This is a genomic window from Albibacterium profundi (assembly GCF_042159835.1).
GTDB classification, from domain to species: domain Bacteria; phylum Bacteroidota; class Bacteroidia; order Sphingobacteriales; family Sphingobacteriaceae; genus Albibacterium; species Albibacterium profundi.
This window is the reverse complement of the sequence record NZ_JBBVGT010000002.1, coordinates 1,164,833-1,183,555: the sequence shown is the minus strand read 5'-3', so window position 1 is coordinate 1,183,555 and position 18,723 is coordinate 1,164,833. Positions and strand designations below refer to the sequence as shown.

Genomic DNA, 18,723 nt, shown 5'->3' with positions numbered 1-18,723 from the left:
TTTATTTTAGTACGATGGCAGCTCTACCCAAAATACTTTCGGTTGTATATAGAATAACTGTATAGGTTCCCTTTTGGAATTTATAGTCCTGCGGCTCCCACTCGATCGAATGTTGTTTGCCATCGTTTTGGAAATCAATTATGCCTGCTTCCGTGTATTGAATCTCTTCGTTATTAACCTCAAAGATACTCCCGTCGGTAAGAAGATTCCCGCTAGGCTCTGTTATTCTATAATAAATAGTATGAGTACCGGTTGCCGCCAAAGGGTTGTTAGCGATCGTGAAGTGTATTCGGAATTTGTCTGTTCTTCTTGCTCGTGTTTCCGCATCAGATTGTTCGTTGTCGTTTGCGCGCTGCGGCGTAATATTCATGGAAGAAACTTTTAAAACTGACGCGGATTTAACCATTTCTTCGAGCCCACTATTTTCGGCTTCCAATTCGCCAACGCGTTCCGTTATACTGCTGATAGAATTTTGTAGATTGTCGCGCTCTGCTGAAAGTTCACGGTTTTCATCTTTTAGGCTTTCCAAGTCAGTGCTATATTGCTCCACCAATGAGCGTAGTCTTCTGATTTCCTGCTGAGTTTTTAACAAATCGTCTTGACTAATGTTCGGATCGGCATCTAATTGACTTCTGAGTTCTGCAATAAGCGCTCGAGCAGAATCATGCTCTTCTTGGAATTCAGCAGCTAATTCCAGATTTTCGCCAGTAACGCGGTTCAACTCAGCCTCGATGCGGTCTATTTCTATTTCAAGCTGACTTTTTTCTGAATTTAATACCTCGACTTGTTTGCCCAAGTTTTTATATCTTATTGCATAATATGCGTTTGTTGCTAACAAAGCAACTATAGCAAGAATAAAAAAATATATTTTACTAGAATTTTTTGGTTTCTCGTCCTGCGCTTTCTCGTCATCTAGGATTAATTTCCCGTTCTTTATTTCCATAGCATAGTACCGTCGTTTGAAAACTGTAATTGACTGAAGCAAAAATTGTTCCAAATAAATGGAGTCATTTTTCGTTGTTAATTAGAGCTTTAGTTATCTTTGGCTCGTATAAAATTTCACATATGGGTAAAAATAGTTTAAGAATACTTATTTGTCTGTTTTTAGTTGTCTTTTCTAATTTGACCGCGACGGCACAAAGTGGTTTAATGCCTAAGCGTGAGTTTAGGGGCGTTTGGGTTGCGACGGTTGTTAATATTGACTGGCCTTCTAAACCTGGGCTTAGTGTTGGCCAACAGAAGGCGGAACTCATACAGATTTTTGATACACATCAACGCGCGGGAATTAATGCTATAATCTTTCAGATTAGGCCGGCCGCAGATGCTCTTTATGCAAAGTCGCGGGAACCATGGAGTGAGTATTTAACAGGAGTTCAAGGCAGAGAGCCTAATCCTGCTTATGACCCGCTAGCATTTGCCATTGAGGAGGCCCACGCTCGGGGGATGGAGTTACATGCTTGGATTAATCCATATCGAGCTACGTTCAGCAATAGCAGTAGTATAGCCAGAGATCATATTACCAATCGACACCCCGAGTGGTTTTTCAGTTATGGAGGCAAAAAGCTGTTTAACCCTGGATTACCAGAAGTGCGTTCATACATAACATCGGTTGTGATGGATATCGTACGTGGATACGATATCGACGGTGTTCATTTCGATGATTATTTCTATCCTTATCCGACTAAAAGCCCGTTGCCTGATGTAGCTACATTTAATAATCATAGCCGAGGATTCTCATCAATCGACGATTGGCGCCGTGATAATGTCAATCTCTTAATTAAAGGGGTATCGGATAGCATTAAATCTGTAAAGCCTTATGTGAAATTCGGCGTAAGTCCTTTTGGAATCTGGGATAATAAAAGAGATCACCCAGACGGTTCGGAAACAGCTGGGTTTAGTGGTTACAGGCAATTATATGCAGATGCGAAAAAATGGACAGAAGAAGGTTGGGTAGACTATAATAGTCCTCAACTTTACTTTCCGTTTAACTATAGAGCCGCCGCGTTTGAGGTTTTATTGGATTGGTGGGCTGGGCATAGCTACGGTCGCCATTTATATATCGGTCAAGCAGCTTATCGAGCAACTGAGCGAGGTACGGGGTGGAGAGAACCAGACCAACTTTCTAGGCAAATTCATTATCTCAGAAAAAATGAAAACGTAAATGGGAGCATCTTTTTCAGCTCAAAGTCATTAACAAATAACCTGAGAAACTTTCGCGATTCTCTACAATATAATCATTATAGGTATAAAGCCTTGCCCCCAACGATGCCTTGGCTTGACAATATAAAGCCATTGAATCCAAGAGGTTTGACGTTGCGAATAACCGGTGGGAAAGCGATTACTCTTCACTGGCAGAAGCCAGATTCCGCTCTTGATGGTGATACTGCGTATGGTTATGTGATTTATCGTTTCGAATCTGGCGAGCCGATCGATATAAACGATCCGCAAAATATACTCCATATCTCATATAACAACCGTTATACTACGTACACCGACGATGCCGTCCGAAAAAATACTAGCTACACCTATGTTATAACGAGCATTGATCGAATGAAGAACGAAAGTGGCCATTCTAACGTTGAGACAATACTTTTCCCGTAACGTTATTTTTCATTATACTAAAACCAAAACTTCATAAATAAACGTTATATTTGCTCTTCCATGAATATGACTTTACATTCTTAATAATATGAGAGAAATACAGTTCAGAGAGGCCCTTCGTGAAGCGATGAACGAAGAGATGCGGAAAGATGACAAGATTTTTTTAATGGGCGAGGAAGTCGCTGAGTACAACGGAGCTTACAAAGTGAGTCAAGGTATGCTTGATGAGTTTGGTGAGAAGCGTATTATTGATACACCGATAGCCGAGCTCGGCTTTGCTGGTATCGGCGTTGGAGCTGCTATGAATGGCTTAAAACCCATCATCGAATTTATGACTTTCAATTTTTCCTTGGTTGCGATAGATCAAGTGATTAACTCTGCAGCAAAAATGAACTCAATGAGTGGTGGGCAGTTTCCTCTACCGATTGTTTTCCGTGGGCCGACAGGAAATGCTGGGCAACTTGCCGCACAGCACTCTCAAAACTTTGAAAACTGGTATGCTAACACACCGGGGTTGAAAGTAGTAGTTCCGTCAAATCCATACGACGCTAAAGGCTTATTAAAGCAATCCATAATTGACCCAGATCCCGTTATTTTTATGGAATCAGAAGTGATGTACGGTGACAAAGGTGATGTGCCGGAAGATGAGTATTACCTGGAAATTGGAAAAGCGAATATTGTAAAGGAGGGCAAGGATGTTACCATCGTAAGTTTTGGTAAAATGGTGCCTAGAGTTGTGATTCCGGCATTAGAAGAACTTGAGAAGGAAGGGATCGATGCTGAATTAATCGATTTACGTTCTGTAAGACCTATCGATTATAATGCAATTCTTAACTCCATAAAAAAGACAAACCGATTAGTCGTTGTCGAAGAGGCGTGGCCATTAGCATCGATCTCAGCTGAGATAGCCTATAAGGTTCAAAGCGAAGCTTTCGACTATATGGATGCTCCCGTTGTGAGGATCACTTCGGCAGACGTCCCTATTCCTTACGCGCCGACTTTGTTAGAGGCGGCTTTGCCTTCTGTTTCTAAGGTGGTTAAGGCTGTTAAGGAAGTTTTATATAAAGTTAAGTAACAAGCAAAAGATTTAAGGGTTCTAATTCTCAGTTTTATATCATTTTAAATAGAAAGCTCGGTAGGTTACCGAGCTTTTTATTTAAAATGATATTCGCCATTAGATTAATTTTACTTCTATTCTTTGATAAAGAGTTGCGGCTTCGACGAGTAAGGAATCTGTACAAGAACGTGAAGAAATGCAATAAATATTCAATAAACAGCTATTTTCGAGCTGTTCTGATAACCACTATTGTGTTTGAATTAGTCGATAAGACTGATTTGGCGTCTGATACTTTCTTCAAGTGAGATAATGGTTTCGGTTCGTTGTATGCCTTTGATTCCTTGTATGCCTTCGTTAAGTACTTGTCGAAGATGGTCGGTATCACGACAAATTATTTTGGCAAACATACTGTAGGAGCCTGTGCAATAATGGAGCTCGACTACTTCTTTCACTTTACGCAGCTCTTCAACCGCATGATTGTATTGTGAACCCCTTTCTAAATATATACCGAGAAAAGCGGTTATATCGAATCCAATCTTTTGAGGATTTATCGTGAGGTTTGAGCTTCGGATAATACCTAAATCCTCCATTTTCTTCATCCTCACATGGATTGTGCCTCCCGAGACAACTAGCTTTTTTGCAATCTCTGTGTAAGGCACTGATGCATCGTTCATGAGGATCGATAGAATTTGAATATCCAAGTTGTCTAATTCAAAATTCGAATTTTTCTTTTCCATAAATTGACGGTTACTAAGGTGGTTCTGTACTCCTGTAATTATTCCATTATTTGGCACTAAAGCACTCTATAAATTATAAATTTAATAATTTACAGGATGATTTACCAAAAATATAAAAAAAGAGAGTAATATCAATTATTATTTTATTTATAACGCCGAAAGTTCATGTGATGAAGCTTGAACATACGGTTGGTTGAGAAGTATTTGTCTCTCTAGTTGCAGAATAATGGACATAAAAAACATATCTTTGATAAAAAGCCAAAAATAATGAAGACAGTAACAGTAGATGAATTAAAGAAAAAAATTGACGACAATGAAGATTTTCAATTAGTGGACGTTCGAGAAGCCTTTGAATATGAAACATCTAATTTAAATGGCGTCAACATACCCCTCGCTAACATTCTCTTGGAAAAAGATAAGGTTGCTACGGATAAGCCGGTTGTTGTACATTGTCGAAGTGGGAAGCGCAGCGCACAGGCTATTAAGCTGCTCGAAGGACAGGGATATACCAACTTGGCGAACCTCGAGGGGGGGATTCTTGCATGGAAGGATCAATTCGATCCTGATATGATTGTTTATTAATTATGGTAAAGAAACTATTATACAGCACATTCCTCAACGTAGGGATAATGGTACTTTTATACTGTGGCTTTATCGCTATAAATACCAAGCAGTATATATTGTTGGCAGGAATAGTACCTGGACTAGCCCTGCTTATTTATTTGAAGGTTCGTTTGCTAAGGAAGATACGATCGATTAATAGGAAGTAGTCTTGGAGCCTAATATCGCATATTATGTAGATGGTATTACGAAGGGGAATTATTCGGTTTTGGCTCGTGCTATTAGCATGGTGGAAAACGATAATTCTATGTCTTTGGATATACTCGAGCAAGTTAAGATATCAGCAGAAATACCAGTCATAGGATTTACAGGTCCACCCGGTGCGGGGAAAAGTACTCTAATTCGCGCGACGGTAGAAAATTACGTTAAAAAGAAGAAACGTGTGGCAGTGGTAGCAGTAGATCCTAGCTCTCCTTTTAATCAAGGCGCCTTATTAGGAGACAGGATACGACTGGGAGCATTGTTCAATCATCCAGACGTCTATATTCGTTCACTGTCGAGCCGTGGTGCACTTGGTGGGTTGTCTTACAAAACAATCGAGATTGTAGACCTTTTGCGATCTTCGAATTTTGATGCCATTATTCTCGAAACCGTTGGTGTAGGGCAGTCAGAGGTGGATGTTATTGGACTAGCGGACCGGGTCGTTGTGGTTTTGGTGCCGGAGAGTGGGGATGAAATTCAACATTCTAAATCTGGCATTATGGAGATAGCCGACTTGTTTGTGATAAATAAGGCTGATCGGCCGGGCGCAGATCTTTTCTTCTCGTCTCTGAAAAAGGCGTTGCTTCAGAATAATAAGAATATTGGAGTTCTTAAAACCAATGCAGAGGAAGAAGTTGGTACACACGAGTTGTTCGAATGGATTGAAAGTCCATTGATTATCGACCGAGAGAAAGCTTTGCTTGTCATGACGGAACGGGCTTGGCGTCTTATAATACACAAACAGGTCAGAGCGATTGACAAAATAGCTTTGGCCAAGAAATTAGAAGAACAAAACAAAGAACCAGATTTTAATTTGTACCGTTTTATTGCAGCTAATTACTAATTTCATCAGAGTGTGTGGCTTATATAGTGGACATTTGTGCTGAAAAGACCTCCATCAAAAATAAAATATAATCAAATTAACCATAAATAGATGTTTTTCTTAAAATTTTGACGAGTGGGTGTCTATTGGAATGATTATTGTTTCAAGGCGTATAAATATGCGTAATGATGGCATTAACGTATATTTTATAAAATACGTCCTTGTTTGATTTAAGTTTTTCATACTAAAAGCAAGGTTTTTGTAGGGAAAGTGAAGATTGGTACGGATTTTGTTTTTGTTGCGTAAATCAAACTATTAACTATTTTTGTATAAAAATTATACAATTAAAATTTTTAACCTTAAAAAAAAACAGAGTATGAACTATTCTACAATTAAAAAAGCAGCATTAGCTTGCACGTTGGTAGCCGCGATAGGTTATGCTGACGTTGCTAATGCACAGGAGCCAGCAAAAGTTTTTGGCGGAAGAAGCCAATACAGAACTTGGTCTATCGGCGTTAACGCTGGAGCTTTATCACCAGCTGTAGTTATCGGTGGTTTGAGAGATAACTCTCATCCTGAAATCACATTAGGATATGGAGCTAACATCCGTAAGCAATTCTCTCCACACTTCTCAATGCAAGCTGATTTCTTAAGAGGATCATTGGAAGCGTCTGGTGAGCCTTCAGAAGTTAATGATAACTGGCAGTACGGTGACGCCTACAAGACAGATCTTAACTGGCAAACAGGTTTAACCGGTAACTTCCACTTTGGAGCTATCGACTTCTTGCGTCGTGAAAATTCAGTAGGTTTTTACTTATCTGCTGGTTATAACATCGCAAATTACGAAGTTGTTGAAGGTCCAAATGTTGACGGACAAGACAGAACTGAACAAGTAATCCCTGTAGGTGGTGGTGTTAAGTTCAAATTAGGAGGTGTTGTTAACTTAGATTTAGGTTACAAAATGAACTTCTTAAATGCTGATAACTTAGATGGAGTATGGGCTAATAACGGTTCATTAGACCACTATAGCTACGGTTATGCTGGATTAGAATTCATCTTAGGAAGCAAAGACAAACCTTCTTTAGAGTGGAACAACCCAGTTGCTAATCTTTATGATGAGTTGAGAGACCCAGAATTGAGAAACGAAGTTGAAGCTTTAAAACAACGTGTAACTACATTAGAAGGTACTGTTGATGAGTTAGGAAGAGATTCTGACGGTGACGGTGTTGCTGACAGATTTGACAAATGTCAAGATACTCCTGCAGGAACTGTAGTTGACGGATCAGGTTGCCCAATCAAATTCCCTGAAACTCAGGAAGCAGTAGTTGGTGATTATTCTCCAATTCAGTTTGAATTTGATAGCTATGTATTGAAAACGTCTTCTTACCCAACGTTAGATAAAGTATCACAAGATCTACGTGACAGTGGAAATGCTCTTACTTTAGAAGGACATGCTTCTGCTGAAGGTACTGAAGATTATAACATGCAATTGTCGAAAGACCGTGCAAACGCTGTGAAAAACTACTTAGTAAACTCTGGCGTTGATGCTAACAAATTAGAAGTAGTTGGTTACGGTGAAACTCAACCAGTTGCATCTAACGCTACTGAATCAGGACGTATCCAGAACCGTCGTGTAGAATTCAGCAAATAGTTGAATTTTAATACAGTAGTATTAAATAATAATAAAGAAGGGTTCAGCGAATTTCGCTGAACCCTTCTTTATTTATAGAGTCCTTCCTTTGAATATTCCACAATCAAATGTAACTTCGTTCTATGTATTTTTTTGGAAAGAGAAAAGAGAATAGGCCTAAAAGTTTCAACTTAAAGGTGATGCATACTTTTAATAAGATTGCAATCATCGTGTTTATTGTAGGACTCCTATATAAATTAATAGAGTATTTATTCTTTTAGATTATCAAAATGAAATCAATAGTTAATACATCTAAGGCGCCAGCTCCCATTGGCCCTTATAATCAAGCAGTCAAGGCGGGAGGTACCTTATACATATCTGGTCAAATTCCATTGTCTGTTAGTAGTGGTGAAATCATCGTCGACGATATTGAAGCCGAGACCAAGCAGGTGATGGAAAACATAAATGCAATCCTGTCCAAAGCAGGTTGTAGCTTTCAAGATGTAGTTAAGACGACCATATTTTTATCGGATATGAGCCATTTCAATGATGTTAACCGCGTGTATGGTGGGTATTTCGATGACGAGGCACCCGCACGCGAGACTGTAGCAGTGAAAACTTTGCCGAAAAATGTAAGAGTGGAAATATCTGCGATTGCGTTCAAGCAAGAGTAATTAGCATTGCTCGCAAAGTTTGTTTCCCTCGGAAATACCTATTAAACTTCATAAAATTGATGGTAACAGAATTCAATTTGAAGACTCCTATTGGATACTTGACTGGAGTAGGGCCGCATCGTGCCGAAGTCCTAAACAAGGAATTGAATATTTTCACCTTCGGAGATTTATTACACTTTTATCCATTTAGATATGTAGACCGCACAATATTTCATAAAATTAATAACATCGATCCCTATGCACTCGGCGTGCAGTTCGTTGGTCGTCTTATAAATTACAGTATTCAGGGAGAGAAGCGGAGCAAGCGACTAATTGCAACCGTAAAGGACAATACCGGGCTAGCACAATTAGTTTGGTTTCAGGGTCTTAGATGGATTGAGAAGTCGCTCACGGTTGGTCAGGTTTACATCATTTATGGTAAGCCAAGTTTATTTAATGGTCAAATTTCCATTTCCCACCCAGAAGTGGAAGTTTATAAAGCTAAACGAGCCGAACGTGCATTTCAACCGGTATATAGCTCTACAGAGAAATTAAAGCGATTGTCTTTAGACAGTAAAGGTATATCGAAGTTGATTGGCGTGTTAATTGAATTGCTTAAAATTGAGGAAAGCTTACCTCCAGAGATAGTTAACAAGCACAACCTGGTACCTCTTAAGACGGCATTGCACCATATCCATTTCCCTAAAGACCCAACAACCCTTGCCCTAGCAAAGTATCGACTGAAGTTCGAGGAATTATTTATTCTTCAGTTGAAGGTATTAAAAACTAAAATGGCGAGCAGTAATCGATTCGCGGGGCCTGTATTCGAAAAAGTGGGAGCATATTTTAATTTGTTTTACAAAAAGAAGCTCCCATTTGAGTTGACGAACGCACAGAAGCGTGTGTTAAAGGAAATCCGGAAGGATACTGTTCATGGTGCTCAAATGAATAGGCTTCTCCAAGGCGATGTGGGAAGTGGGAAGACTATTGTGGCTCTGATGAGTATGTTGCTGGCCATAGACAATGGTTATCAAGCTTGTTTGATGGCACCAACGGAAATCTTGGCACAACAACATTATCAAGGATTGAAAAGTCTGGTGGGAAACGATATTGCAATTGAATTGCTGACGGGGTCTACAAAACAGAAGTTGAGAAAGGAAATCTACAGTAGTTTAGAGCAGGGTGAGCTGCAGATCCTTGTAGGTACCCATGCGCTACTAGAAGACAAGGTTCAGTTTGATAACCTAGGTTTAGCTATCATTGATGAACAACACAGGTTTGGGGTGCAGCAACGAGCTAAGCTATGGAGGAAAAATACGATTCCGCCACATATGTTGGTCATGACTGCAACACCAATACCGCGTACTTTAGCAATGACCTTATATGGTGATTTAGATATCTCTGTTATTGATGAGTTGCCTGCCGGACGACGACCGATTGTAACGGTGCATTTAAAAGAAGATCAGCGTTTACGAATGTTCGGCCTGTTGCGAGAAGAGATATCTAAAGGACGTCAGGTGTATGTAGTCTATCCGTTGATCGAAGAAAGCGAGAAGCTCGATTTATTATACTTAGAAGCAGGTATGGAGGCTTTGGAAAGAGAGTTTCCTTTGCCTACCTATAAAATCGGAATTGTGCATGGACGGTTGACTCCCAAAGAAAAGGAATCGGAAATGGATCGCTTTGCAAAGGGGGAAACTCAGATTTTGGTCGCCACGACGGTCATTGAAGTAGGGGTCAATGTGCCTAACGCTTCCGTTATGGTTATTGAAAACGCTGAACGGTTCGGACTGTCACAGTTGCACCAATTAAGGGGCAGAGTAGGACGTGGTGCGGAACAATCGTTCTGTGTCTTAATGTCAAAAGATAAGCTTAGTAAAGAAAGCAAAATCAGATTGGAGACGATGGTTAGAACAAACGATGGGTTCGAAATTGCAGAGACAGATTTGCAATTACGAGGTCCAGGCGATATTGCAGGTTTACAGCAAAGCGGCATTGTCGATTTGAAAATTGCTGATTTAACAACCGATCAACAGCTATTACAAATGGTAAGAACTGAGGTTATGCGAATATTCGATGAAGATCCGAGTTTGGAAAAGAAGGAGAATGTGTTGATAAAGACACTTCTCACACAGAAATCAGGTGGTATTGGCTGGGAAAAAATATCTTAAGAAAACACCTATCTTTATGCTTTGTTAAGATATTAGATATCTAATAAGATACCATCATATGGATGGTGACATCGAGAAAAATTAAATTAATGGCGAGAGCAAAATATTTTGACACGGCAATACAGCCTGAGAGAGCAGTGCTTGTCGGTATCATTACACCGGCAGAGGATGAAGAATTGGAGCGTGAGTATTTAGAAGAATTAGCATTTTTAGTGGATACTGCCGGCGGAGAGACCGTTTTTTCTTTTACGCAAAAGGTGCAAAAGCCAGATCGGTCTACTTTTGTAGGGAGTGGGAAACTTGATGAGATTAAAGATTACGTAAATGCGGAGGGAATTGACATCGTTGTGTTTGATGACGAACTGTCGCCCACGCAGTTACGGAATATTGAGAGAGAACTGAAAGTTAAAATTCTCGATCGAAGTAATCTGATCCTGGATATTTTTGCTAAACGAGCCAAGAGCGCTCAGGCAAAAACACAAGTTGAATTGGCTCAATTGCAATATCTACTTCCTCGTCTTACCCGCTTGTGGACTCACCTTGAGCGACAGCGAGGCGGAATTGGGATGCGCGGTCCGGGTGAGAGCCAAATAGAGACTGACAGGCGTTTAATTTTAAACAAAGTTTCGCTTCTAAAAGACAAGCTAAAGGCTATTGATAAGCAAAATGAGACACAACGAAAGAATCGGGGACAATTAGTTCGTGTAGCTTTAGTAGGTTACACGAATGTCGGGAAATCGACGATTATGAATATGCTTTCTAAGTCGGATGTCTTTGCGGAGGATAAATTATTTGCTACGCTTGACACGACCGTGAGAAAAGTCGTCATCGATAACCTCCCCTTTTTGTTATCAGACACGGTGGGTTTTATTAGAAAATTGCCACATCATTTGGTCGAGTGTTTTAAGTCAACACTAGATGAAGTCAGAGAAGCCGACGTTTTACTTCACGTGGTTGATATCTCTCATCCCAATTTTGAGGATCAAATTAGTGCGGTAAACGAGACGCTGAAAGATATTGGCGCTTTAGATAAACCTATTATTACAGTTTTTAATAAGATAGATATTTTTCAGAACGATCGGAAGGATGAGTCGGGTCAAGATTATACGATTAAAGATTTTGAAAACAGTTGGATGAAGAAGAATTCGAGCCCAGCGATTTTTATATCCGCTACCGAGCGGGATAATATTGAAGAGTTAAGACATTTGGTCTACAAGGAGGTAGTGACAATACACAAGTCCCGTTATCCTCACGACAACCTTTTGTATTAAAAAACTATATCTTAATAAGTTATCATTATGACAACAGAAAGTAAAAGGCAGCAAAAATTTGGTAAGATAATTCAACAAGACCTAGGTGATATTTTTCTTCGTGAAGGAGGGAGTTGGTTGCCTGGCGTTATGATAACGGTTACTAACGTAAGGGTAACCTCAGATTTAGGAATTGCTCGAGTTTATTTAAGCTTCTTAAGTGCCAAATCTTCGCAAGAAGCAATTGATCAGATTCGATCCCGAACCAGCGAAATTCGCTATAAATTAGGAAACAAAATTAAAAATCAAGCGAAAAGTGTTCCTAACTTAGAGTTTTTTGTTGACGATAGTCAAGAATATCGAGAGCACATTGATAAGCTATTCGGTGAGATAAATAAAGATAAAGAGGATTAAAATCTCTTCTTTCGTTTTAGAACAGGAAACTTCATCTTGTAATCAACGTTAACCTTCCCCTTCGCGATTGCGTCTAATTTGCTTTTTAGCAATGCTTTACGAAGTGGGGTAATCCTGTCGGTAAATAACTTTCCTTCAATATGGTCATATTCATGCTGGATGATGCGAGCGGCTAGGCCGTCAAATGTTTCTTCATGCTCTTCCCAGTTTTCGTCCAAGTAGTTGATAGTTAACGTGGGGAGTCGGTAAACATCTTCGCGTATGTCGGGAATACTTAGACAGCCCTCGCTTGAAGCCCACTTTTCTCCGTCCTCTTGTACAATAATCGGGTTAATGAATACTTTCTTAAAATCCTTCAATTGTGGTTCATCTTCTTCATATGGAGATGCGTCTATTACAAACAAACGAATTGATTTCCCTATCTGTGGTGCTGCGATGCCAACCCCTGATGCTGCATACATTGTTTCAAACATATTAGCAATAAGGCTATCCAACTCTGGATAATCCTCATCAATTTCTTTCGCTTTCTGTCTTAACACGGGATCGCCGTAAGCAATGATCGGTAATTTCATTAAATTGTTTAACTTTTAAAGTGCTAATTTATTAAATTTTATCAAATGAAGGCTCAAAAACCAAGGTGTTTATTCGGTCCGGAGCGAAGATATCGTTCGCTACTTCCCATATATTTTCAGCTGTTACTGCCTCAATTTGATTGTAAAGTTCATCCAATGTCTGAACATATCCTAGATCCATTAAGTTTTTCGTCATTGCGATGATCAATGACATCCTATTCTCTTCTCCTAATGCTATTTGGCCAATAAATTTATTTTTTGCCTGTTTTAACAGGACACTTCCCATCTTTTTGTTTCGAGTTTTTTTCAATTCGCCATGTACCAAGGCTAATGCCTTTCTTCCTTTCTCATGTTCGGTTCCAAAATATATAGAGAAGATTCCGGTGTCAGAATACGCGGTATAGTTGGATTCAATGATATATGCGATTCCATGCTTCTCTCTAACGAGTAAATTAAGGCGTGAGCTCATCCCCATGCCGCCTAAAAAGTTATTTAATACCATGAGCGGCATCTTTTTCTCATGACTTATCGGGTAGGCGCTTGTGCCGAGCATATAATGTGCTTGGTTTATCGGTCTAGTTAGGGTCACTTTCTGAGATAAAGGCTCTGATGGTGGAGTACGGATATGCGTTACGCTTTTGCTTTTACGATTGCCGAAATATCGGTCAACAATTCGTTTAACTTGGTTAAGGGTATAGTCGCCCGTTATTCCGAGTACCATATTCTCAGGCTGGTAATATTTTTCTACGAAAACTGCTATTTTAGTTTTGTTGAGTGAAGCTAAGTCTTTTTCGGTACCGAGAATATTATGACCCAGTCCGCTTTCAGAAAAAATCATATCTTCGAAGTCGTCTGCAATCGCTTCTTCCGGACTATCTTGATAGGAGCTAATCTCATCAAGTATTACATTTTTTTCTTTTTCGATTTCATCTGATGGGAACGTGGAGTTAAATAGTATATCTTCGAACAAGTCGATCGCCCTTGTTAGATGCGTGTGAAGAAAAGACGCATGAATGCATGTATATTCCTTTGTCGTATATGCATTTAAGTCGGCACCAACTAACTCCAGTCGGTTTAATATTTGGTTGGTGTTTCTCCTTTTTGTTCGTTTAAAGAGTAAATGTTCTATAAAATGGGCAATGCCAAATTCTCCTGACGGCTCATCTCTGGTCCCAACATTAACGACCATACAAGCGTGAGTGATAACTGATCGAGTGGGGTTAAAAACGACTCGCAGGCCGTTTTCTAAAGTGAGAATATGATGATCCATTAGCGGACAAAGTTAAAAAATAAAGTTGAACGCATATGATAGGCTATTTCGATCAGACAAGCGTTTGTTGAGTACGGTAGAAGTTCGCCTGGTATATATTCACTTTTGCATTTATTACTGACTAGAGTGACTTGCCAATTTTACCGTATGCCAGACACCCGGAACTTCTTTTCTGGAAATACCCGATCTTGGTCTTGTCAGACCGTACGGACTTCGACCGTAGTAGGGGTAGCCATATCGATATCGTCTAAATCCTGGATCCGTGTAACGAGTAGTTATGATTTCGTTAATGCGCAAGTTTATCGCAAAAGAAGTATTAGTATCGATTTTTAGTTTATTTAGAGGTATTGCCAGTTCGTAGTTTAATACATCCGACGAGTCGATTCTTATTGCCGGCTTTACGCCGTATGTGTTGCGGATTGAAATCATACCGTCAACGATCTCATCGAAGCCACGTACGTAAATGGCACGAATGGTCTCCAATCCAAATTGACGGCGATTAGCAGCTTTTTCAAAATTTGTTTCTGCATTGACGGCTTGCAATGCTGCTTTGTCGGGCAAGGGGAATATGACAGACGAGCCCGATTCTTCTTTTGGACTTTCGCTGATGGTAATGTTAAACCCATTATAAATGGCCTTTAACTGTTGACCTTGGTGCGGCACCTTAATAAATATATATAAATAGCTTTCATCGTTTGAGATAGCATACTTCAGCCCTTGCTCCTCATAAAAATAGCGAAGACTATCCTCCTGCCAGTCGACGAAACTAGCATCGATTTTAATATCTTGCTTCCATGGAAGTAGTTCTTGTGCAGATGCAGTCGAACTTACTAGTAAGCAAACAGAGAAAACAATTGAGAGTAGATTGAAGTTCATGATTGTAAATATTGAGTTTTTGACGGAGTGCTACTCAAGATGTTTAAATGTAATGTAAATATTACATAGATTTAAAATAAAAAGCACTTTTGTTTTTAATTTTAACCGAGATGAGGTCCAAAGAGGAGTTTTGCCAATGTGTTTATCAACTTGTTCGTCAAGTTCCGGAGGGACGGATAACGACATATGGCGCTATTGCGAAAGCGATGGGTGAACCTAAAGCATCGCGTCGAGTAGGGTACGCTATGCGTATCTCGGGCGATGTACAGCCTCCGGTACCAGCACATAGGGTAGTCAGCAGCAGTGGCAGGATAAGTTGTAGGTCTACCAGAGTCCAAGAATTTTTGGAAAACGAACGTATTGAGATTCGCCAAGATTCAATTATCGGATTTAAAAAGCTATTCTGGGCTTGTTTCAAGTGAAAGGATTAATCCACAATTAAGTCATCACGTTCGTCTACCTTTACCTCAAGAATAAATTTATCGTAGAACTCCTGATCTTGATCGGAATAGGTGCCATACGCATTTAGGATCATACCCTGTTGGCCGTCATCTCCTTCAACTGCATAAAGCACACCCATGTCTGCTGGATCAGAAGTCCCTTCAAATCTATATGTTTTGACGATGGTTAGTTCTTGGGGATTATATCGTTTACTTTTACCATCCAGATAGGCGCCATCTCGGCCAATTTTAAATTCATTTCCGTATCCTTTTTCCGTTAGCCGGTTCATCACAAGAGATAGAGGGGTCATTGAAGCAGAAGTACTCATAGTATAATATATAAAGTTATAATATGAATTAAACGCCAGATAGATTAGATTGTTTGCTTGTTCGGGTTTCTCTTTTTAGTCTGGGTTAAATATGAAAAACTGAGCTTGTGCAGGATCAATTTTCAGCTCCTTTTCATTGTTCAACAAGATTAAGTGTCCTCCATTTTGAGCTTTATAAAACTCTTGCGGACTATTGTCTGAAAAAGTTACACGTACGATATTATCTTCAATAACAACCCAGCTACCGGTGTGCTTAGAGGTTTTCTTTGTCTTACTTTGAATGTATCGTTGTGATTTGACAAGTGAGTTATCATCCTTAAAGTTTAGCGTAACCTCCACACCCGGACAATCGCTGCAAGGAATGGCACCCTTATATACTCCGGATGGTGCGACAAAAAACAATGGACCTCGAGGCGTCCATTCATTTAAATTTACTTCATTTGGATGGGAAGTTACTTTCTGTCCCACCTTCGGAGAGCAACCAGTATAAGAAATCGAGATAATAAGAAGTAGTCGAACTAATTTGTCTTTCATGAAAAGATTTTACGATAATATCAATACCAATAACGCAATTAATAAGGCTAATAGTATAATAAGTTGATTATTTTCCGGTTTCGTTTATTTTCTTTTGTATAGCTATGTTAATGATGCATGTGCCGATCAGCATTAATGCCGTTATAGCAAACAGAATTTCGTTAATAAATGGCAACAGTTTATAGCGCATAGCAGATAGTCCTTGAAGCATTAACGCTATTTCATTGGCGATAATGCCAACGATAAAGATAACAATTCCGATCCAAAGTAATTTGCTATAGCGTATATATTGCCTGTCTAATAGATAGGCTAAAATAAAAATTGTAATTACTGCGAGAAAGACTAAGTGAAGGTAGCCGATAACGATGGGACGGTATCCAAACGCCATGTTATTTAATGACGGAACGATAGAGCCTGTTTGGAGAACTACTTTGATTGTATAGGCTGTCGCCGATAACAATAATAGCCATTTAACTTGCGAAGAGATGCTTTTGTTCAGTTGTGTCAAGTGGGGTTTTAGTTTCTTTAAAAACCACAGCCAGCCGAGGGTCAATACAATCCCTGAAACTGCGATAACTAAATAGACACCTGTCGTAAAGTGCATCCACAGTGTTGAAAGAAAGTATGATATCGTCGTCGCAATGCTGTAAACCCAGAAGAATTTACTCAAATTCTGTATGCTTATCGCTTTTTCTCGCAGTATATTTAAGAACAGACCAAAACAGGCGAAAAAGAAGAAACCATTATATTGAAAATGAAGAAAATAATAGGTTGTTGCTTGCTGCACATTAATGTCTCTGTTCTTTGACATCATAAGGTAGACAAGAAACACGATTCCTAGCGTTGACAAAGCTGCGAAAACGAGTGAGGCTTTAAACCAGCGAAAACTAGGCAACTTGATGGGAGCTTTCGACATATCCCTCCAAAGCTGAACCGCAAAATAGTACAGGGCTAAAATCGAACATGTGGAAAAGAAGATCGAAACAGCGCCATAGCCTTGGAACAGAAATGAAACCAGCATCCCATATGCGGAAACGAGATTGAAAAATAAAACGAAATTATATTTCTTGAAATGTTCTTCGCCGAATAATGTAGAAATGTTGTGTGACAGAAATATCATGATTATTTGCGTAATCCACCCGGCCATCGCAAAATGTGAATGGCTATGCTGTAGATATTTTTGGTTTATGACCGGTAAGGAAAATGTGATTTTGTAACGCAATAAAACTCCAAGAACGGCAACGAGGAAAATACTAAAAACCGTGATTTTAATCCATCTTTTAATAGTCATAATAGGTGGGTTTGTTTTCAAATTAATGGTTTTGTCCCAAATATAATCTTTTTGGAATTAGTAGAAGTTTAAACAAACATCCAAGATTGTGATATATATCATATTAAAATAAACAATTGATTTCTATATTTGTTAAATATCATACTAAAGTAAAATTATCGAAATTATGAAAAAACTATGTTATTTGGCTCTTATGGTGGTGTTTGCTTACGCTTGTGGTAACAATTCTAATAGTGAGAGTAACAACACGGATAATACAGCGGGTACGGCAGAAACGGCCACTGAAGAGGATACTCCAGAAGCCGCTCAAATCGAATACGACGAAGTAGTCGGTCACGGCAAATTTACCGAAGAGAATTTTGAGTTTGCAATGGAACCGCAACTCACTGAAAAAGGTAACGCTATCTATAGTGCAAAGTGTCAAAGCTGTCACAAGTTAACAGATGAACAACTCGTAGGTCCTGGATTTGCAGGAGTAAGTGAACGGAGAACGCCAGTATGGATCATGAACTTCTTAACCAATACCGACGAAATGATTGATCTTGATCCAGCTTTACAAGAACAACTGGAAGTGTGTATGGTTAGAATGCCAGATCAGGCATTGAGCGACGATGATGCTCTTTCTATTGTCAGCTTCTTCCACGCCAACGATGCAAACTAGTTAGTTTTCAGGAAGTACGATCTTCCTTAAATGTTATTAAGCGACAGCCCCCTTATAGGGCTGTCGCTTTTTTTGTGCCTAAAGAGGATAAAAAACTCTTCTGTTAAAAATGTTTACCTTTGTACTATATTTTAAAAGATGATATTTTCTAAAACATGTGAATACGCCATTCGGGCGATGATTTTTATTTCTCAAAAATCGAATGAAGGTCTCAAAGTTGGCGTTAAGGAGGTTGCGAAAGGGATAGATTCACCTGAGCATTTTATTGCAAAGATTCTGCAGGACTTGAGCCGTAAGACTTTGATAAGATCTTTTAAAGGGCCGAATGGTGGCTTCTTTATCGATAGTGACTCATCAGTAACATTAGCTGACGTGGTTCGTGCAATTGACGGCGACAAGCTATTTGTAAACTGTGGTTTGGGTTTGGGGTACTGTTCTGAAGTTCATCCATGTCCTATCCATAGCGAGTTCAAGAAGATTAGAAATGACATGTCCTCTATGTTAACATCTTCTAAAATAACAGACTATAACGAATTGCTTAAGAATAAGGAAGCATACCTTCGCTTATTTCCCACTAAAATTTGCTAGTATA

The 18,723-nt window shown here is 39.3% G+C and carries 22 protein-coding genes; 14 read left to right on the top strand and 8 right to left on the bottom strand.

What is annotated here, in order from left to right; genetic code table 11:
* Position 1 precedes the first annotated feature (1 nt).
* Positions 2–943 carry a DUF8428 domain-containing protein gene (locus WKR92_RS06660; RefSeq protein WP_375557040.1) on the bottom strand — a complete coding sequence of 314 codons (942 nt, stop codon included), beginning with the start codon at positions 941–943 and terminating at the stop codon, positions 2–4.
* 122 nt (positions 944–1,065) lie between these two features.
* Between WKR92_RS06660 and WKR92_RS06655 the strand changes: the two genes are divergently transcribed.
* Both WKR92_RS06655 and WKR92_RS06650 read left to right on the top strand, forming a co-directional pair.
* Positions 1,066–2,601 carry a glycoside hydrolase family 10-like protein gene (locus WKR92_RS06655; protein WP_375557039.1) on the top strand — a complete coding sequence of 512 codons (1,536 nt, stop codon included), beginning with the start codon at positions 1,066–1,068 and terminating at the stop codon, positions 2,599–2,601.
* An 88-nt stretch (positions 2,602–2,689) separates the two neighbouring features.
* Positions 2,690–3,676: a pyruvate dehydrogenase complex E1 component subunit beta gene (locus WKR92_RS06650; RefSeq protein ID WP_375557038.1), complete on the top strand. Its 987-nt coding sequence runs from the start codon at positions 2,690–2,692 to the stop codon at positions 3,674–3,676.
* Between the two features lie 242 nt (positions 3,677–3,918).
* Here the strand turns inward: WKR92_RS06650 and WKR92_RS06645 are convergent, their stop codons facing one another.
* Positions 3,919–4,395: an Lrp/AsnC ligand binding domain-containing protein gene (locus WKR92_RS06645; protein WP_375557037.1), complete on the bottom strand. Its 477-nt coding sequence runs from the start codon at positions 4,393–4,395 to the stop codon at positions 3,919–3,921.
* Between the two features lie 267 nt (positions 4,396–4,662).
* Between WKR92_RS06645 and WKR92_RS06640 the strand changes: the two genes are divergently transcribed.
* The 9 genes from WKR92_RS06640 (at position 4,663) to rbfA (ending at position 12,158) form a co-directional block, all read left to right on the top strand.
* Positions 4,663–4,977 carry a rhodanese-like domain-containing protein gene (locus tag WKR92_RS06640; RefSeq protein WP_375557036.1) on the top strand — a complete coding sequence of 105 codons (315 nt, stop codon included), beginning with the start codon at positions 4,663–4,665 and terminating at the stop codon, positions 4,975–4,977.
* Between the two features lie 2 nt (positions 4,978–4,979).
* On the top strand, positions 4,980–5,165 hold the full coding sequence (locus WKR92_RS06635) for a DUF6358 family protein (RefSeq protein WP_375557035.1): 186 nt from the start codon (positions 4,980–4,982) through the stop codon (positions 5,163–5,165).
* Positions 5,166–5,167: 2 nt separating this feature from the next.
* Positions 5,168–6,061, top strand: a complete 894-nt coding sequence (gene meaB, locus WKR92_RS06630; RefSeq protein ID WP_375557034.1) for a methylmalonyl Co-A mutase-associated GTPase MeaB — start codon at positions 5,168–5,170, stop codon at positions 6,059–6,061.
* Positions 6,062–6,416: 355 nt separating this feature from the next.
* A complete protein-coding gene (locus tag WKR92_RS06625) occupies positions 6,417–7,691 on the top strand; it encodes an OmpA family protein (RefSeq protein WP_375557033.1) in 1,275 nt (424 codons plus the stop codon).
* 122 nt (positions 7,692–7,813) lie between these two features.
* Complete coding sequence (locus tag WKR92_RS06620; protein ID WP_375557032.1) at positions 7,814–7,951, top strand: DUF6728 family protein; 138 nt, start codon at positions 7,814–7,816, stop codon at positions 7,949–7,951.
* A 9-nt stretch (positions 7,952–7,960) separates the two neighbouring features.
* A complete protein-coding gene (locus WKR92_RS06615) occupies positions 7,961–8,344 on the top strand; it encodes a RidA family protein (protein ID WP_375557031.1) in 384 nt (127 codons plus the stop codon).
* A gap of 59 nt (positions 8,345–8,403) precedes the next feature.
* Positions 8,404–10,494 (top strand): ATP-dependent DNA helicase RecG, encoded by a 2,091-nt coding sequence (recG, locus tag WKR92_RS06610; protein ID WP_375557964.1) that lies wholly within the window; start codon positions 8,404–8,406, stop codon positions 10,492–10,494.
* An 89-nt stretch (positions 10,495–10,583) separates the two neighbouring features.
* Positions 10,584–11,765: a GTPase HflX gene (gene hflX, locus WKR92_RS06605; protein ID WP_375557030.1), complete on the top strand. Its 1,182-nt coding sequence runs from the start codon at positions 10,584–10,586 to the stop codon at positions 11,763–11,765.
* 27 nt (positions 11,766–11,792) lie between these two features.
* A complete protein-coding gene (gene rbfA / locus WKR92_RS06600) occupies positions 11,793–12,158 on the top strand; it encodes a 30S ribosome-binding factor RbfA (protein ID WP_375557029.1) in 366 nt (121 codons plus the stop codon).
* Here rbfA and def read toward each other — a convergent pair.
* The 3 genes from def to WKR92_RS06585 form a co-directional block, all read right to left on the bottom strand.
* Positions 12,155–12,730, bottom strand: coding sequence for a peptide deformylase (def, locus tag WKR92_RS06595; protein ID WP_375557028.1), 576 nt, complete (start codon positions 12,728–12,730; stop codon positions 12,155–12,157). The genes rbfA and def overlap by 4 nt on opposite strands.
* Positions 12,731–12,761: 31 nt before the next feature.
* Entirely contained in the window at positions 12,762–14,000 is a 1,239-nt protein-coding gene (locus tag WKR92_RS06590; protein WP_375557027.1) for a M16 family metallopeptidase, read from the bottom strand.
* 114 nt (positions 14,001–14,114) lie between these two features.
* Positions 14,115–14,876 (bottom strand): hypothetical protein, encoded by a 762-nt coding sequence (locus WKR92_RS06585; protein WP_375557026.1) that lies wholly within the window; start codon positions 14,874–14,876, stop codon positions 14,115–14,117.
* A gap of 110 nt (positions 14,877–14,986) precedes the next feature.
* Here WKR92_RS06585 and WKR92_RS06580 point away from each other — a divergent pair, with 110 nt between their 5' ends.
* Positions 14,987–15,298 (top strand): MGMT family protein, encoded by a 312-nt coding sequence (locus WKR92_RS06580; RefSeq protein WP_375557025.1) that lies wholly within the window; start codon positions 14,987–14,989, stop codon positions 15,296–15,298.
* 5 nt (positions 15,299–15,303) lie between these two features.
* Here WKR92_RS06580 and WKR92_RS06575 read toward each other — a convergent pair whose 3' ends face one another.
* The 3 genes from WKR92_RS06575 to WKR92_RS06565 all read right to left on the bottom strand — a co-directional run bounded on the left by WKR92_RS06575 (position 15,304) and on the right by WKR92_RS06565 (position 17,470).
* Complete coding sequence (locus WKR92_RS06575; protein ID WP_375557024.1) at positions 15,304–15,645, bottom strand: hypothetical protein; 342 nt, start codon at positions 15,643–15,645, stop codon at positions 15,304–15,306.
* A 75-nt stretch (positions 15,646–15,720) separates the two neighbouring features.
* The gene (locus WKR92_RS06570) at positions 15,721–16,179 is read right to left on the bottom strand and encodes a copper resistance protein NlpE N-terminal domain-containing protein (RefSeq protein WP_375557023.1); all 459 of its coding nucleotides are present in this window, start codon (positions 16,177–16,179) and stop codon (positions 15,721–15,723) included.
* A 67-nt stretch (positions 16,180–16,246) separates the two neighbouring features.
* A complete protein-coding gene (locus WKR92_RS06565; RefSeq protein ID WP_375557022.1) occupies positions 16,247–17,470 on the bottom strand; it encodes a hypothetical protein in 1,224 nt (407 codons plus the stop codon).
* 193 nt (positions 17,471–17,663) lie between these two features.
* Here WKR92_RS06565 and WKR92_RS06560 point away from each other — a divergent pair, with 193 nt between their 5' ends.
* Positions 17,664–18,131, top strand: coding sequence for a c-type cytochrome (locus WKR92_RS06560; RefSeq protein WP_375557963.1), 468 nt, complete (start codon positions 17,664–17,666; stop codon positions 18,129–18,131).
* 138 nt (positions 18,132–18,269) lie between these two features.
* Positions 18,270–18,719 carry an RrF2 family transcriptional regulator gene (locus tag WKR92_RS06555; protein WP_375557021.1) on the top strand — a complete coding sequence of 150 codons (450 nt, stop codon included), beginning with the start codon at positions 18,270–18,272 and terminating at the stop codon, positions 18,717–18,719.
* Positions 18,720–18,723: the final 4 nt, after the last annotated feature.

What these genes read in the sequence shown, in the direction of transcription:
- WKR92_RS06635 (WP_375557035.1), top strand. Translation starts at nt 4,980, where the DNA reads ATGGTAAAGAAACTATTATACAGCACATTCCTCAACGTAGGGATAATG.
- WKR92_RS06580 (WP_375557025.1), top strand. Translation starts at nt 14,987, where the DNA reads ATGAGGTCCAAAGAGGAGTTTTGCCAATGTGTTTATCAACTTGTTCGT.
- WKR92_RS06620 (WP_375557032.1), top strand. Translation starts at nt 7,814, where the DNA reads ATGTATTTTTTTGGAAAGAGAAAAGAGAATAGGCCTAAAAGTTTCAAC.
- WKR92_RS06640 (WP_375557036.1), top strand. Translation starts at nt 4,663, where the DNA reads ATGAAGACAGTAACAGTAGATGAATTAAAGAAAAAAATTGACGACAAT.
- WKR92_RS06615 (WP_375557031.1), top strand. Translation starts at nt 7,961, where the DNA reads ATGAAATCAATAGTTAATACATCTAAGGCGCCAGCTCCCATTGGCCCT.
- WKR92_RS06585 (WP_375557026.1), bottom strand. Translation starts at nt 14,876, where the DNA reads ATGAACTTCAATCTACTCTCAATTGTTTTCTCTGTTTGCTTACTAGTA.
- rbfA (WP_375557029.1), top strand. Translation starts at nt 11,793, where the DNA reads ATGACAACAGAAAGTAAAAGGCAGCAAAAATTTGGTAAGATAATTCAA.
- WKR92_RS06650 (WP_375557038.1), top strand. Translation starts at nt 2,690, where the DNA reads ATGAGAGAAATACAGTTCAGAGAGGCCCTTCGTGAAGCGATGAACGAA.
- WKR92_RS06565 (WP_375557022.1), bottom strand. Translation starts at nt 17,470, where the DNA reads ATGACTATTAAAAGATGGATTAAAATCACGGTTTTTAGTATTTTCCTC.
- WKR92_RS06645 (WP_375557037.1), bottom strand. Translation starts at nt 4,395, where the DNA reads ATGGAAAAGAAAAATTCGAATTTTGAATTAGACAACTTGGATATTCAA.
- WKR92_RS06590 (WP_375557027.1), bottom strand. Translation starts at nt 14,000, where the DNA reads ATGGATCATCATATTCTCACTTTAGAAAACGGCCTGCGAGTCGTTTTT.
- recG (WP_375557964.1), top strand. Translation starts at nt 8,404, where the DNA reads ATGGTAACAGAATTCAATTTGAAGACTCCTATTGGATACTTGACTGGA.
- WKR92_RS06625 (WP_375557033.1), top strand. Translation starts at nt 6,417, where the DNA reads ATGAACTATTCTACAATTAAAAAAGCAGCATTAGCTTGCACGTTGGTA.
- WKR92_RS06560 (WP_375557963.1), top strand. Translation starts at nt 17,664, where the DNA reads ATGGTGGTGTTTGCTTACGCTTGTGGTAACAATTCTAATAGTGAGAGT.
- hflX (WP_375557030.1), top strand. Translation starts at nt 10,584, where the DNA reads ATGGCGAGAGCAAAATATTTTGACACGGCAATACAGCCTGAGAGAGCA.
- WKR92_RS06570 (WP_375557023.1), bottom strand. Translation starts at nt 16,179, where the DNA reads ATGAAAGACAAATTAGTTCGACTACTTCTTATTATCTCGATTTCTTAT.
- WKR92_RS06555 (WP_375557021.1), top strand. Translation starts at nt 18,270, where the DNA reads ATGATATTTTCTAAAACATGTGAATACGCCATTCGGGCGATGATTTTT.
- def (WP_375557028.1), bottom strand. Translation starts at nt 12,730, where the DNA reads ATGAAATTACCGATCATTGCTTACGGCGATCCCGTGTTAAGACAGAAA.
- WKR92_RS06660 (WP_375557040.1), bottom strand. Translation starts at nt 943, where the DNA reads ATGGAAATAAAGAACGGGAAATTAATCCTAGATGACGAGAAAGCGCAG.
- WKR92_RS06655 (WP_375557039.1), top strand. Translation starts at nt 1,066, where the DNA reads ATGGGTAAAAATAGTTTAAGAATACTTATTTGTCTGTTTTTAGTTGTC.
- WKR92_RS06575 (WP_375557024.1), bottom strand. Translation starts at nt 15,645, where the DNA reads ATGAGTACTTCTGCTTCAATGACCCCTCTATCTCTTGTGATGAACCGG.